Origin of the sequence: Streptomyces odonnellii (assembly GCF_000981895.1) — a bacterium.
In the GTDB taxonomy this organism is placed as follows: domain Bacteria; phylum Actinomycetota; class Actinomycetes; order Streptomycetales; family Streptomycetaceae; genus Streptomyces; species Streptomyces odonnellii.
On sequence record NZ_LATD01000028.1, the window covers coordinates 13924 to 28533 of the forward strand.

Below are 14610 nucleotides of genomic sequence, written 5' to 3' on the forward strand. Positions count from 1 at the left end.
TCTGCCTTCTGTGCGCTCCGGAGGGCGGCCGTCGCCGCGGCGGTGCGGCTCGTACGGCTTCGCCACAGAGGTGAACGCCCGCCCGGCCGAACGGGTCACGGCCGTCATCGCCCGCTCCTTGTCCCGCGCCTGCCGTCGCGCCGGCCTGTCCGGCCCCGCGCCGCCGTCCTTTCGGGGCGCCGTGCGGCCTGGAGTGTTTTACGCCGCTCGGGCGGACGCGCGGAACGGGACGCATGCCGTCCGGCAGCCGCGCGTGGACCCGGCAGTGCTCGTGCGACACGCTGCTCGCGCAGACAGCGGCGCAGCGCCTCGGGGTCAAGTCCTTCGTTGCAGGCCTGGTGGAGCAACTGGGCGAAGACGTACTGCGGGTCGAGGCGCAGGGCCAGCCCGAGCGCGACCCGGGCGCCGGGTTCGTCACCGGTGGACCACGAGACCCAGCCGGCCAGGGTCAGCGGCGCGGTGGCGAATTCGTTGTAGGGGCCGACGCAGCGCCGGGCCAGGGCGCGCCAGAGCCTCAGGGCCAGCTCAGCCTGCGGACCTTCCATCCACTCGGCAGCCCGGTCCCGTGTCGTACGGTCCTGGAGTCCGAGGATGACGGCGGCCGCCTCCTGATGGCTGATGAGCCGGTCGTCCTCGGCGTCCATGGCCGTCTGTCCCGCCCGTGGCGCCTCCGCGAGCCGCTTCATCAGCTCGCGCGCCGCCCGCAAGGTCTCCGCACCGACCTTTTCCTGGCTCCGTTCGACCAGGATCCTGGGCACGAGGGCCGCGCTCGCCTCGTCGAGCGCGCGCTCCTGTTCCTTGGCGGCCGGTGTCCCCCAGGAGGTCAGGCGGGCCTCCATCTCCCTGAGCGACCCGCGGACATGCACACCGGCGTAGGCGGCGGCCGCGGCCATCACCGACGTACCGGGCAGGGCCAGTCCGGTGCCCTCGGGCGGACAGCAGCGCACATCGGGGCAGCAGTACGACCAGAAACGGCCGTCGGACACACAGAGCACCTCGTACACGGGCACATCGAGGCTCCCGCAGGCGGTGCGCAGCCGCTGCGCGAGGGGGCGGAGCCGCTCCATCACCTGCCGGCCAGTCTCCCCTTCCGCCGGGTCCTGGCAGAGAAAGGCGACAACTCCGTCCGGGCGGGCGCCCCGCCGTGCGCTTCCCTCGATCAGACAGTCGGCGAGCTGCTCGGCCACCGGCGGCCACTCCTTCGGCGAACTCGGGATGCCCAGCCTGAGCCGTCCGCCGAAACTTCCGTGCTCGCCGTGGAGCGCGACCATGACGACGGAATCGGTGGGGTGGAAGCCGAACAAGTACGGGAGGGCGTCGGCGAGTTCGGCGGCACTGCGCAGGGTCATCTGCTGCCGGCCGGTGGATGAGGTCGATTCGTGGTGGTTGTTCATGGCACGACCGTCCCGTGCCCGGCCGGATCCCGCGACCCCTGTGGATAACTTTGTCCACAGCCCGGCGGCCGTGTTCGCGCTCTGTCCGAGCCATCGGGTTGCATGGGTGCATGACCAACGCAGACCGCACGGCTCTCCGGGCCTCCGCCGATTCCGTTCTCGCCCGCCTCGTCGGTGACGCCACCGGCGCCGCCACGCTGCGCGAGGACCAGTGGCGGGCCATCGAGGCGCTTGTCGCCGACAAGCGCAGGGCGCTGGTCGTCCAGCGGACGGGGTGGGGCAAGTCCGCGGTGTATTTCGTGGCGACCTCACTGCTGCGGGAGCGCGGCGCGGGCCCGACCGTGATCGTCTCACCGCTGCTCGCGCTCATGCGCAATCAGGTGGAGGCCGCCGCGCGCGCCGGGATCCGCGCGCGGACGATCAATTCGTCGAACGTGGAGGAGTGGGACACGGTCCAGGACGAGGTGGCGGCGGGCGAGGTCGATGTCCTGCTGGTCAGTCCCGAGCGGTTGAACAATCCGGACTTCCGGGACCAGGTCCTGCCCCGGCTCGCCGCGGCCACCGGGCTGCTGGTGGTGGACGAGGCGCACTGCATCTCCGACTGGGGCCACGACTTCCGTCCCGACTACCGGCGGCTGCGCACGATGCTCGCGGAGTTGCCGTCGGGGGTCCCGGTTCTCGCCACCACGGCCACGGCCAATTCCCGGGTGACCGCCGATGTCGCCGAGCAGTTGGGCACGGGGGCGGGGACGGACGCGCTGGTGCTGCGCGGTCCGCTTGACCGGGAGAGTCTCAGTCTGCATGTGCTCCGGCTGCCGGACGCGGCACACCGGCTGGCGTGGCTGGCCGACCATCTCGGCGAGCTGCCCGGCTCCGGGATCATCTATACCCTGACGGTCGCCGCGGCCGAGGAGGTCACCGCGTATCTGCGGCAGTGCGGGCACACGGTCGCCTCGTACACGGGGCGCACGGAGAACGCGGACCGGCAGCAGGCCGAGGACGATCTCCTGGCGAACAGGGTGAAGGCGCTGGTCGCCACCTCCGCGCTGGGCATGGGCTTCGACAAGCCGGACCTGGGATTCGTGGTGCATCTCGGCTCGCCGTCCTCCCCCATCGCCTATTACCAGCAGGTGGGCCGAGCCGGCCGTGGGGTGGAGCACGCCGAGGTGCTGCTGCTGCCGGGCAGGGAGGACGAGGCCATCTGGCAGTACTTCGCATCGGTCGCCTTCCCGCCCGAGGAGCTGGTCCGGCGCACGCTCGATGTCCTGGGCCAGGCCGGGCGGCCGCTGTCGCTGCCCGCGCTGGAGCCCCTGGTCGAGCTGCGGCGTACGCGTCTGGAGACGATGCTCAAGGTCCTCGATGTGGACGGAGCGGTGCACCGGGTGAAGGGCGGCTGGACGTCGACGGGCCGCCCGTGGGTGTACGACACCGAGCGGTATGCCTGGGTGTCGCGGCAGCGTGAGGCCGAACAGCAGGCGATGCGGGACTACGCGTCGACGGCCGGCTGCCGGATGGAGTTCCTGCGGCGGCAGTTGGACGACGAGGAAGCCGCTCCGTGCGGGCGCTGCGACAACTGCGCGGGGGTGCGGTTCGAGGACAAGGTGACCGCCGCCGCCCTGGACGCCGCGCGCGGTGAGCTGGGCAGGCCGGGTGTGGAGGTGGAGCCGCGCCGGATGTGGCCGACCGGGCTCCCGGCGGTCGGTGTGGCACTGAAGGGGCGCATCCCACCCGGCGAACAGTCCTTCGCGGGGCGGGCGTTGGGGCGGCTGTCCGACATCGGCTGGGGCAACAGGCTGCGGCCGATGCTGGCATCACATGCCCCGGACGGCCCGGTGCCCGACGATGTGGTGACCGCTGTGGTGAGCGTGCTCGCCGACTGGGCCAAGGGGCCGGGCGGTTGGGCCTCCGGTGCCGCCGACGCGTCTCCCCGGCCAGTCGGGGTCGTCACCGTGGCCTCGCACAGCAGGCCCAGGCTCATCGGCTCGCTCGGCGGCCGCATCGCGCAGGCCGGCAGAATTCCGCTGCTCGGTACGGTCGAGTACGCGCCGGAGGCCGCCGACACCCGTATCTCCCGTACCAACAGCGCGCAGCGAGTGCGCGCGCTGCACGAGACGCTGACCGTACCCGCCGAACTGGCCGCGGCGCTCGCGTCGGCGGGCGGTCCCGTTCTGCTGGTCGACGGCCTCTCCGACAGCGGCTGGACTCTCGCGGTGGCCGCCCGGCTGCTGCGGAAAGCCGGAGCAGAGGGGGTGTTTCCGCTGGTCCTCGCCGTTCAGGCCTGATACAGGACACCGGCCGCACGGCTCTGGCCAGGGATATGACCGCCATACCTGCCCAAACCCGTCAACGGCGCCAATTGCTCGTTGCCGCGCGCCCCCGTGCCAGCGAGAATTGAACAACCCCGCACGATCCGCTCGCGGTTCGCGAGGGCCATGCCGTGGTACGCCCCCGTCCGCCCCTGCCCGCACTGTGGGCGCGTACGCGAAGGGAGGATCGTGACCTTCGGATTCGCTCCGTCCGCAGCCACTTCGCTCAGCAGACCGGCCGACTCCGCCAACCGCCCCGCCAGGATGCTCGAACTGGACGAATGGGCGGACGCGGGGATTCCGCTGCTCCGCAATCCCCGCGAGGTGGTGAGCGGTCTGCACAGCAGGCACCGGCCGAAACCGGCGACCGCGGTGGTGGCCGTCCTGGACCATGCGGAACGGCTGATCGCCAGCGCCTCGTTCACCCCGCGGGCGGCGCCGGTGGACGGCTGGGAGTTCCGCAACGCGCTGCTGGCCCATCTGCGGCGGGTCATCCCGCACGATCTGCGCCGTCGCACCCCCGTGCGTACCGCCGTACTGCTCTACTGCCGTGAGGGCGACGAGCGCTGGACGGAGGAGGACGGAGCCTGGATGTGGGGGCTGCGGGACGCCTGCACGCTGCACGGCCTGCGGTGCGGCGCGTACATCACCCTGACACACGGCGGCTGGCAGGTGCTGGGCGAGGGCCGTGGGGGCCGTCGGCCGAGCTCCGGGTCCCCGCCCGCCGATCTTTCGGAGACGGTGCTGGAGGCCGCCTCGTCCCTGGTGCGCGGCGGCGGTGGCGGCGTCGAGCCACTGCGGCACACGGCCGCCCGCTGAGCTGCCGGGACGGAGCGGCGCCGGACAGCGGCGAATCGAGCGGCCCCGACGGCTTCCGAGCACAGAGCACCACAGTGCGCAGAGCATCACAGGCGCGCATGGAGACCACAACGGCCCGGCCACCCCCTGAACGGGCAGCCGGGTCACGACCGGGTCGTACGGCGTACGACGGCGGGCGCACGTACCACGCCCGCGCATCCCGCGCCGTACGGCTGTCGTACGGCTCAGACCCCCGCGCCGAGCGCGGCGTTGATCCGTGCGGCGTCACCGCACACGACCAGCAGCGCGGTGGCACGCTGCCGGGCCAGCGGCAGGACCCGGGCGGCGACCTCGTCCCCGCCTCCGTTCACCGCCACGACCACAACGGGCCGGGACTCCGCACGGGTCACGGCGGCGGCGCCGGCGAAGAACACGTCTTCACGGGCGTCGTGCTGGGCCCAGTAGGAGGCTTCGCCGAAGGACAGCTCATGGGTGGCCCACGGATGCTGTTCCCCGGTGGTGAGGACGAGGATCTCGCCGGGCGCCCGGCCCGAGTCGAGCAGCAGGTCCACCGCCTCCTCGGCAGCGTCGAGCGCCCCGTCCTCCGGAGCCGGGATGAGCTGGATCTGAGGAGCGGAAGGAGTAGTGGGCCCGGACGCCTTGGGCTGCCCGGCGGAGCTGTGCGAGCGCTGCGCCGGCGGCGCGGGCTTCGCGGTACCGGGCCCCGGGCGACCGGGACGCGGCGTGGCCGCGGAGCGCGGCCCGGGAACGGGACGCGGACCGGGTACAGGACGAGGGGTCGGCGCCGTACGGCCGGTGGCCGGGGTGGCGCCAGAACCCTGGGCTCTCTCGTGAATCTGAGGCTCCTGAGGGATGAGAGGCATGGCTGGATGTCTATCAAACGCCGACGCCAGGGGCATCGGCGGGTGGGCGCATTCGCGCCCTGGCCCGCGGCCTGCGGGCGCGCGGGCGGGAGGTCACCGGGTGTTCCGGGAATCGAGCAGATCGGTCGTCGGACGTGCCGGGTTCGAACGGTCAGAAGTCGAAGCCGAGTTGGCCCCCGCTTTCCATGGCCGCGGCCTCCGCGGGGATCCGGATCTTCTTCAGGTGCCGCCACCGGGGCAGCGCGTCGAGATAGGACCACGAGAGCCGGTGGTGCGGTGTCGGCCCCCGCTCCTCCAGCGCCGCCTTGTGCACCGGCGAGGGATAGCCGGCGTTGGCGCCGAAGGCGAACGGTACGTACTCCTCGGAACCCGCGCCCAGTTCGGCCATCAGCGCGTCCCTGCGTACCTTGGCGATGACCGAGGCGGCCGCCACCGGGACACAGGTCTGGTCGCCCTTGATGACCGTACGCACCTGCCAGGCCCCTCCCAGATAGTCGTGCTTGCCGTCGAGGATCACCGCGTCGGGCCGTACCGGCAGCGCCTCAAGGGCGCGTACGGCGGCGAGCCTCAGCGCCGCGGTCATCCCCAGGGCGTCGATCTCCTCCGGAGAGGCGTGCCCGAGCGCGTGCGAGGTGACCCACTTCTCCAGCTCACCGGCCAGCTCCGTACGGCGCTTGGGGCTGATCAGCTTGGAGTCGGTGAGACCGGCCGGAGGTCTGCGCAGTCCGGTGATGGCCGCGCACACCGTGACCGGCCCGGCCCACGCTCCGCGTCCCACTTCGTCGACGCCTGCGACGACTCTGGCGTCGGTGGTGGCGCGCAGCGAGCGCTCAACGGTGTGCGTGGGTGGTTCGTACGGCATGGCACCTGCAAGGTTACGCCGCCGGAACGCCGTGCAACAGACCGGGTACCGGCCGTCCTCAACAGCCGTGTCCGGCCCGCGTCCCCGGGTTCACCGGGCCGTGGGCGGCCGGAGGAGCGGCACCAGGATCTGATCGATCATCTCGGCGATCTCGCCATCCTCCCATTCGCTCCCGCACACCTTGGTGCGGAACATCATCAGCGCCGGTATCACCTGGAGGACGAGTTCGCCGGTGGCGTCGGGCCGTACGTCACCTCGCTGGATTCCGCGGTCCACCACCTGGCCGAGGAGGCGGTTGGAGGGCTCGATGAAATTGCTGTTGATGAGTTCCTGGAAACGTTCGGCGCTGGCCGGGTCGCATTCGTGAAGGACCGCACGGAGTGCGAATCCGGGCTGCGAGAACATCGCGTCCCGCACGCTCCGGCAGAGCTGGTAAAGGTCCTCGCGGATGCTCCCGTGGTCGGCCGCCTCGTCGAACGGCGGCAGCCCCGCCAGGAGTGCGTCGGCGACCAGGTCCTCCTTGGACGGCCAGCGGCGGTACACCGCGGCCTTGCCCGTCTGGGCCCCGGCGGCGACGCCCTCCATGGTCAGGCCGTTCCAGCCGACCGTACTCAACTGCTCCAGCGCGGCGTCGAGGATGGCCCGTTCCAGTACGGGACCACGACGGCGCAGGGACGCCGACTGCGACCGAGCGGTGGCCGCGGAGCGCGAAGACATCATCGGTAACTCTCCATCGTTGGCTGACACTCCGGGGCGGCAGCGTTCAGTGAACGCTTGCGTTCACTGAAGGGGATTCACTACCGTGGACGCGACAGTGAACGGGTGCGTTCACTAATTCACTCGTGGGGGATCCAACAGTGACAACCTCTCAACTCGAAAAACAGAGCGGACCACGGGGCGCGGCCGGTCGCACAGGGCGCCCAGGGATCGCCCTCGCCGTCATCGCCGCCTGCCAGCTCATGGTCGTACTCGACGCGACGATTGTGAATATCGCGCTTCCACATATCCAGAACGCTCTCAGCTTCTCGACCACGGACCTCTCCTGGGTGCTGAGCGCGTACACGCTGACCTTCGGCGGTCTGCTGCTGCTCGGCGGCCGGGCCGGCGACATCCTGGGCCGCCGCCGGGTGTTCATGGCCGGCATCCTGATCTTCACCCTGGCATCCCTCCTCGGCGGCTTCGCCCAGGAGCCCTGGCAGTTGCTGGCCGCCCGGGTGCTCCAGGGAGTCGGCGGCGCGATCGCCTCGCCCACCTCGCTCGCCCTGATCACCACCACCTTCGCCGAGGGGCCCGAGCGGAACAGGGCATTCGGTGTCTTCGCCGCGGTCTCAGCGGGCGGTGGCGCCATAGGCCTGCTGGCGGGCGGCATGCTCACCGAGTGGCTCGACTGGCGCTGGGTGTTCTTCGTCAATGTACCGATCGGTGTGCTGATCGCGGTCCTCGCGCCGAGGTACATCAATGAGTCCGAGCGCCATCCGGGACGTTTCGACCTCGCCGGTGCCGCGACCTCCACGCTCGGTATGGCATCGCTGGTGTACGGATTCATCAGGGCCTCCGAGGAGGGCTGGCGGGACACACTGACCGTGTCGGCGTTCGTCGCGTCGGTGGTGCTGCTCGCGATGTTCGCGGTGATCGAGTCGCGGGCGAAGGAGCCCATCACTCCGCTCCGGATGTTCGCCGACCGGAACCGTTCGGGCACGTACGTCATCATGCTGAGCCTGGCCGCCGCGATGTTCGGGATGTTCTTCTTCATCGTACTTTTCGTACAGAACGTGCTCTCGTACAGCCCGATCAAGTCCGGTCTGGCCTTCCTTCCCGTGACGGTCGCGATCATCGTGGGCGCGGGGCTGTCCCAGCGGTTGCTGCCGGTGCTCGGGCCCAAGCCGTTCATGGTGACGGGTTCGGCCATCACCGGCGTCGGCCTGTTCTGGCTGACACTGATCAGCCCGGACAGCTCGTATCCGAGCGGGGTGCTCGGGCCGCTGCTGCTCTTCGGCTTCGGCATGGGGCTGAACTTCGTGACGCTCACCCTGACCGCGGTCTCCGGAGTCGCGCAGCACGAGGCGGGCGCGGCCTCCGGGCTGCTCAACGCGAGCCAGCAGGTGGGCGGTTCGCTGGGGCTCTCCATCCTGGTCACGGTGTTCGGTACGGCCAGCCGCAACGAGGCGGAGCGGCAACTGCCGTCCTTCATGGCGCAGGCGAGCCCGGAGCAGAAGGCGGAGCTGGCCAAGACCCAGGAACTGCCGGGGCGCTGGGGCCACGAGGTGCTGACCCAGGGCATCTCGACCGCTTTCGTCGCGGCGGTGGTCATGGTGGCGGTGGCGCTGCTGACGGCGGCGCTGGTGATCCGGGTGCGCAAGAGCGATCTGGAGGCGCTGAGCGGCAGGGCGGAGGCGGCGGGTCCGGTCGCCTAGTCAGGGCTGCGGCTGACCAGCACTGGGGCCTGGATCCGGGTCAGGGGCGGGGGGCCGGACCCGGATCCAGGCCGTACGAAAACGTCACAGCCCGTCGAAGCCACCGAGGTCGCTGTCCAGGTAGCCCCAGCCGGCGCAGATGACGGAGTGGTCGACCGGCCGCTCCGCCAGGATGTCGCGGGCCCGCCGTTCGGCCAGGCTCGTCGCGTACCAGGGCTGGTCGCCCTCCGACAGATTCCGGTCAATACCGGTCAGAGCGCAGGAGCGCAGCGGCTCGGGCAGCCGGTCCAGGGCGGGCACCGCATCGGCGGACAGTTCCTGGAAGTACTCGACGTCGATCTTCTCCGTACGTTCGTACCGCTGGACGTTCTGCTCGGCGACCAGCGTGTCCGGCGAGAGCAGCCCGTACACGAGGACGGCCGCGGCAGCGCTCGCGGCGACGGCGCGCGGCAGCCAGCGTCCGCCCACGGCCCCCGCCACCAGGATCAGAACGATCACCAGGGCGAGCCACAGCTCCATCGCCGCCACCGTGACACGCAGCCGTGTCAGTCCGTACGCCTCGACGTACAGGTCCATCCGGCGCAGCGCGGAGGCGGTCACGACCAGCGTCAGCGCACAGAGGACGCCGAGCACGGTACGGACCAGCGCGAGGTCGCGGGCACCGTCGCGCGGGGCCCAGCGACGGGCCAGCCCGATGACGAGCAGGACGAGGACGGTGACCCACAGAAGCTGCCAGAAGCCCTGCCGCGCGTACTCGGAACGCGTGAGTCCGGTCTGCTCGAAGACCTTACGGTAACCGCCGAAGAGCACGGCGAGCTGGACGGCGATGAAAGCCGCGAACAGAAGGTTCAGGACGATCAGCGGAAGCGCCCATTCCATCCGGGCGCGGGCCTTGCCGGGCCGAACGGTGATGCGGTCCCAGCGCAGCGGCGCGGCGGCGGTGTGCGCGGCGGCGAGGGCGCCGAGGAGTCCGACGCCGAACAACAGGAAGCGCCAGGGCCCGTCCTCGACCGACACCTCGGGGGTCAGACCGCCGAGCAGATCGGCGAACGCCGCGTCGGCGCCCGCGAAGAGCGAACCGAACACCACCAGCAGCACGACCGCGACGACGAGCGCGCGGATCACGGGCAGCCAGTGCCGCGGCGACTGTCCGGCGCGCTCGCGCAGACCGCGCAGGCCCCAGGCCATGGCGGTGCCGATCGACCCGAGCAGGCCGAACGGGCCGAACACCACGCCCGGCCACGTGCGGGCCCCGTGCAGTGCCAGCGACCCCAGCGCCATCGCAGTGGTGATCGCGAGGAAGGTGGGCAGACCGGCGTCGCTCAGGGCGGGGACGACCAGCAGTGCCACACCGCCGAGGGCCCAGACCAGCGTCCAGGGGCGCGGGCGGCGGCCTGCCGCCTGCGCGGCGAAGTAGGCGCCGAGGGCGGCGGGGACCGTCACGATCAGCAGATTCAGCCCGGCTCCCTCGCCCAGCAGCAGGGCGCTGAGCAGGGCGGTCGCCAGGACCGACCAGAGTGTGGCGACGCGGATGCGGGCCGGGGCGGCGGGACTGATCGCGGTGAGCCAGGCGGGCGGCTCGGGGCGCTGCGGCTGCCACTGCTGCCAGTCGGGCGCAGGCGGCGGGCCCTGGGGCTGCTTGCGGTACGGGGACGAGGCGGCGGATGCCCGCGCTGCCGCGCGCGGCAGGGCGGCTTCGGATGCAGCGCTCGCCGCCTCGGGTTTCGGTGCGACGCTCGCTGCCCCGGGTTTCGCCGCGGTGGCCGCAGCCGCGGGTTCCGAGGCACTGGCCGCAGCCGCGGATTTCGGACCGACGCCCGCGGCCTCGGCTTTCGGCGCGGCGCTCTGGGCGACCAGGTCTCGCGGCTCCTGTTCGCTGCCCGCGGTCCGCCGGTCGTCCGGCTCCTCGGCCGGCATGGGTATGGACGGTGAATCTGTCACGGGACCCCCTCCCGACCGGGCCCCGTCGCGGTGGAGTGGTGCGTACGACCCGGTGTCTCGTCGGCATGCGCCCGTCGAAGATCATCAAGGCGGCGTGGCGGACAGAGTAACCACGTACCCGAGAGGGTCCCGTACTCCTCAGGGTCGCCTGTGGCAGGACCGTGACAAACGCATGCCCCGGGTGGTCGCCCGGTTACGCCCGAGGACCGTCAGTCATGCCCGAGGACAGCCAGCCGGGAAGCTCTTCCGTACGCTCCCGCCAGAGCTCGGGCGGCGCCCCTGCGGTGCTCGCGGCGATCACTCCCCCGACGATGGCGCAGTTCGTATCGACATCTCCGCCCACCTGGGCCGTTGCCCAGAAGCCCCGTTCGAAATCGCCGAGGGCGCGCGCCGCCGACCAGAGGGCGAACGGCACGGTGTCCTGCGCGCTGGTGCGCCGTCCGCAGCCGAGGACGGCGGCGACGGTGCCCGCGTCGTCGTAGTCGAGCATGTCCCGCGCCCTGCGCAGCCCCGCCCCCACCGCGCTGCGCGGTACGAGTGCCACCACACCGTCGAGCAGGGCCTCCGGCGAGGGCGGTCCCGCGGGGTCGGCGGCGAGGGCGGCGGCGGCCGCCACCGCCATGGCGCCCGCCACCGCCTCGCGGTGCTGATGTGTGGTGTACGCGGAGATCTCGGCCTGGTGCGTGGCCTGTTCCGGATCGTCCGCGTACCAGGCGCCGAGCGGCGCGATGCGCATGGCGGCTCCGTTGCCCCACGAGCCCTGCCCGTTGAAGAGCCCGGCGGCCAGCTCGCGCCAGTCGCCGCCCTCCCGGACCAGCCGGAGCATCCGGTTGACGGCGGGCCCGTAACCCCGGTCGAAGTCATGCCGCTCGGCGAAGGAGCGTGCGAGCGTGTCCTGATCTATACGGCCGAGCGCGGCGAGTACGGCAACGACCGACGCGCCCATTTCGGTGTCATCGGTCCACTGCCAGAGTCCGGGCGGCAGCTCCCGTAGCTTCAGCAGGGGATAGTTGGACGGTACGAAGAACTGGGAACCGAGGGCGTCGCCCACGGAGAGTCCGCGCAGGCTGGCCAGGGCACGTTCGAGACGCCCCTCGGGTGTGGAGTCACCCGCGAGTGTGAAGTCAGCGGTCATCGCGCTGACACTTTAATCGCACGGTCGCGCTAGCCGATATGGCCGTACGGTTCCGGGGTCCGCCACTGCTCGAACGGCCGGTCCAGCGTGTATCTGCCGTCCGCGCCGAGCAGCAGCATCCGGGTCTCCGCGTTGCAGGGGTTCGACAGTGACTCGAACTCGGCGACCGACCAGTGGAACCACCGCATACAGAAGAGCCGCATCGTCAACCCGTGGGTGACGAGCAGCACATTCTTCGGAGAGTCGGGCGCTTCGAAGCTCCGGTGGAGGGACTCCAGGAACGAGCCGACCCGGTCGTACACATCCGCGCCGGACTCCCCCTGTGCGAAGCGGTAGAAAAAGTGCCCGTACGCGTCGCGGTAGGCCTTCTGGAGCTGTACGTCGTCGTGGTCCTGCCAGTTGCCCCAGTCCTGCTCGCGCAGCCGCGGCTCCTCCCGTATCCGTATCTGTTCCGGATCGAAGCCGAAGGCCTGGAACGTCTCGTGCGTACGGCGGTACGGGGAGACATAGACGCTGACCTGCTCCCGGCCGAAGAGCTCGCGCAGCCGTACGCCGGTCTCCTCGGCCTGCTGTCTCCCCTTCTCGGTGAGCCTCAGGGCGTGGTCGGGCCGACGTTCGTACACCGAGTCATCTGCGTTGCCTTCCGACTCTCCGTGCCGGACAAGGACAATGCGCCGCGGTCGTGCCATGCCATGACCCTAGAGCGGCCCGGAATCCGGGTGCCGCTCGGGGCGTACCACCGGGGCGCGCGCACCGTCGGCGCGCGCGGGGTCACACCGTCCAGCCCGGTTCGAGATCGACGACATCCCCGGCCAGCGCCGCCACATCCGCGGCCGTCTGCGCGCGCAGGGTCAGCCGCTCGACGCGTTCGACCCGGTACTTTCCGTGCTCGGCCGCGGACTGCCACATCGACAGCACGATGAACTCGTGGCCGGGGGCCTCGCCGAACAGCCCGCGCACCATCCCGGGCGATCCGGCCATCGCCGGGTTCCACACCTTCTCCTGCATCAGCGCGAAGTGCTCGACACGGTCCTCGTGGACCTTGCAGTGCGCGACCCGGACCACATCCGCGTCGGTGAACCGTGGCTCGAAGCCGGTCTTCACATCGAAGCGGTAATCGAATAGTTTCGCCTGGACGTCCCGGTACGTCCCCGACTGCGCGGCGGCCAGCCGGTCGTGCGAGCGGGCCATGAAGGAGTCGTAGAACGCGCGGCTCTCCCAGAACGCGAAGACATGGGCGACGCCCGGCTTCGTCCGGCTCCATCCCCCGCTCTGCCCCCGGAACCCCGGCTCACCGAGCAACCCCGCCCATTTGCGCTGCCCGCGTTCAAACCCTCGTCGGTCGACCACGGTGCAGCGCGTCCACTTGACCAGCACCGCGCCATCGTACGGGGCGGAGCGTGGCGCGGGTCACTCTCCGGAAGAGTGCGTGCCACCCGGCCCGGCGGTACGCACACGGGTACGAGGCGAGTATCGGCCAACGTGGCGTCAACCGGACTGATCGCGGCGCCTGTTGTCAGTGTCCCGGTCTAGCCTTGCAGTATGTGGGCCTCAGACCGGCCCGGTTCCGATGAGGACGAGGGGGAGGACCAGTGAGCAGCAGTCTCAACCGAGGGGTGGCGAAGATCGAGGTCACGCTGAAGTGGGACCCCAGTCCCCTGGGCGCGCCCCCGCACGATCTCGACCTCGTCGCCGCGACCTACACGGCGAAGGACCCGAACGGGAAGCCTGCCTATCTCGTCTACTTCGGAAGCCGCTCACCGGACGGCACGATCACTCTGGACCGGGAGAGCAGGACCGGCCAGGGCTTCGGCGCCGACGAGGAGATGACGCTGGAGCTGGACCGGCTGTCGCCCGCGTACCACCGGGTGGTGGTGGGGGTGGCCATCCAACAGCGCGACGGGCGGCGGACGTTCGGCGACATAACCAATACCAAGGCGCGTGTCCTGGAGGGATACACCGAGCTGGCCGAGCACGACTTCACAGGCGTCCCCTCCGCCACTGCGGCCACCTTCGCGGAGTTCACCCGGGACGCCTCGGGCGCATGGCAGTTCAGTACAGCCGTCCGTGGTTTTGACACCGACCCCCAGTCCTTCGGCACCCTGATGGGCACCACCGGCACCGTCTGACACCCCGGCACGCGCGAACATGATCGGCATGAACGCTCGTTTCCTTGGCATCGCCGAGCTGGGCGAAGCCCCGGCCGTGGCGGTCGTGATCGACGTCATGCGTGCCTTCACGGTGGCTGCCTGGGCCTTTGCCCAGGGGGCGGAAAAGATCGTTCTTGCTGAGTCGCTGGACGAAGCCCTGGCGCTCAAGGCTCGGCATCCGGATTGGGTGGCGCTCAAGGACGGTCCGCCGGCGCCCGGGTTCGACATGGTCAACTCGCCGGGGCTGCTGCGGTCTGTTGACCTTCGCGGGCGGACCGTTGTGCAGAAGATCACGGCAGGGACGGTCGGCGCCCTCGCGGTCCAGGAGGCGTCGCTGGTGCTGTGCGCCGGCTTCGTGGTGGCGGAGGCAACGGCTCGGCTCTTGCGGACACGCGGGTGTGACGATGTCACGTTCGTGGTCACCGGCGAAGACGGTCACGCCGATGAAGATCTGGCGTGCGCCCAGTACATCGCTCGGAGGGCCACCGAGGCCGAGACGGATGCCGCTGAGTTCCTCCGCCGTGCCGGCGAGTCCCGTGCCGCCGCCGAGTTGGCGGAGGGTGTGCGTCAAGGCGTCCATCCTGATGATGTCGCACTCTGCCTTGAGCTGGACCGGTTTACTTTTGGCATGGTGGCGGCCTTGGAGGACTCGCTCATGGTCCTTCGTCCGTGCGCCGTGCCTTAACTGACGCACAAAGCCTCGATCTGATCGCCGTCTCCGCAGAC

General features: G+C 70.8%; 13 protein-coding genes. 5 read left to right on the forward strand and 8 right to left on the reverse strand.

The genetic code is table 11. From position 1 onward, the window contains the following. Positions 1-104: 104 nt before the first annotated feature. Positions 105-1394 (reverse strand): DUF4192 domain-containing protein, encoded by a 1290-nt coding sequence (locus WH07_RS04325; protein ID WP_046495452.1) that lies wholly within the window; start codon positions 1392-1394, stop codon positions 105-107. A 110-nt stretch (positions 1395-1504) separates the two neighbouring features. Between WH07_RS04325 and WH07_RS04330 the strand changes: the two genes are divergently transcribed. Both WH07_RS04330 and WH07_RS04335 read left to right on the forward strand, forming a co-directional pair. Beyond that, positions 1505-3676 carry a RecQ family ATP-dependent DNA helicase gene (locus WH07_RS04330; RefSeq protein WP_046495455.1) on the forward strand — a complete coding sequence of 724 codons (2172 nt, stop codon included), beginning with the start codon at positions 1505-1507 and terminating at the stop codon, positions 3674-3676. Between the two features lie 213 nt (positions 3677-3889). After that, positions 3890-4519: a hypothetical protein gene (locus WH07_RS04335; protein ID WP_046495458.1), complete on the forward strand. Its 630-nt coding sequence runs from the start codon at positions 3890-3892 to the stop codon at positions 4517-4519. 224 nt (positions 4520-4743) lie between these two features. On the opposite strand, the gene WH07_RS04340 is transcribed toward WH07_RS04335, so the two are convergent. The 3 genes from WH07_RS04340 to WH07_RS04350 all read right to left on the reverse strand — a co-directional run bounded on the left by WH07_RS04340 (position 4744) and on the right by WH07_RS04350 (position 6964). After that, positions 4744-5382 (reverse strand): hypothetical protein, encoded by a 639-nt coding sequence (locus WH07_RS04340; protein WP_046495460.1) that lies wholly within the window; start codon positions 5380-5382, stop codon positions 4744-4746. A 151-nt stretch (positions 5383-5533) separates the two neighbouring features. Next, positions 5534-6244 (reverse strand): ribonuclease HII, encoded by a 711-nt coding sequence (locus WH07_RS04345; RefSeq protein WP_046495463.1) that lies wholly within the window; start codon positions 6242-6244, stop codon positions 5534-5536. 90 nt (positions 6245-6334) lie between these two features. Further along, a complete protein-coding gene (locus tag WH07_RS04350; protein WP_046495465.1) occupies positions 6335-6964 on the reverse strand; it encodes a TetR/AcrR family transcriptional regulator in 630 nt (209 codons plus the stop codon). Between the two features lie 137 nt (positions 6965-7101). On the opposite strand from WH07_RS04350, the gene WH07_RS04355 reads away from it, so the two are divergent. Beyond that, the gene (locus WH07_RS04355) at positions 7102-8658 is read left to right on the forward strand and encodes an MFS transporter (RefSeq protein ID WP_046495468.1); all 1557 of its coding nucleotides are present in this window, start codon (positions 7102-7104) and stop codon (positions 8656-8658) included. Between the two features lie 84 nt (positions 8659-8742). Here WH07_RS04355 and WH07_RS04360 read toward each other — a convergent pair whose 3' ends face one another. The 4 genes from WH07_RS04360 to WH07_RS04375 form a co-directional block, all read right to left on the reverse strand. Then, positions 8743-10575, reverse strand: coding sequence for a DUF4153 domain-containing protein (locus tag WH07_RS04360; protein WP_063775734.1), 1833 nt, complete (start codon positions 10573-10575; stop codon positions 8743-8745). Positions 10576-10792: 217 nt separating this feature from the next. Beyond that, positions 10793-11734 (reverse strand): ADP-ribosylglycohydrolase family protein, encoded by a 942-nt coding sequence (locus WH07_RS04365; protein WP_046495470.1) that lies wholly within the window; start codon positions 11732-11734, stop codon positions 10793-10795. A gap of 29 nt (positions 11735-11763) precedes the next feature. Beyond that, positions 11764-12423 carry a histidine phosphatase family protein gene (locus WH07_RS04370; protein ID WP_046495473.1) on the reverse strand — a complete coding sequence of 220 codons (660 nt, stop codon included), beginning with the start codon at positions 12421-12423 and terminating at the stop codon, positions 11764-11766. Between the two features lie 82 nt (positions 12424-12505). Further along, positions 12506-13111, reverse strand: a complete 606-nt coding sequence (locus WH07_RS04375; protein ID WP_046495476.1) for a YdbC family protein — start codon at positions 13109-13111, stop codon at positions 12506-12508. Between the two features lie 215 nt (positions 13112-13326). Here WH07_RS04375 and WH07_RS04380 point away from each other — a divergent pair, with 215 nt between their 5' ends. Then, the gene (locus WH07_RS04380; RefSeq protein ID WP_046495478.1) at positions 13327-13863 is read left to right on the forward strand and encodes a TerD family protein; all 537 of its coding nucleotides are present in this window, start codon (positions 13327-13329) and stop codon (positions 13861-13863) included. Positions 13864-13891: 28 nt separating this feature from the next. Beyond that, complete coding sequence (locus WH07_RS04385; protein WP_079022941.1) at positions 13892-14569, forward strand: 2-phosphosulfolactate phosphatase; 678 nt, start codon at positions 13892-13894, stop codon at positions 14567-14569. The last annotated feature ends 41 nt before the right edge of the window (positions 14570-14610 follow it).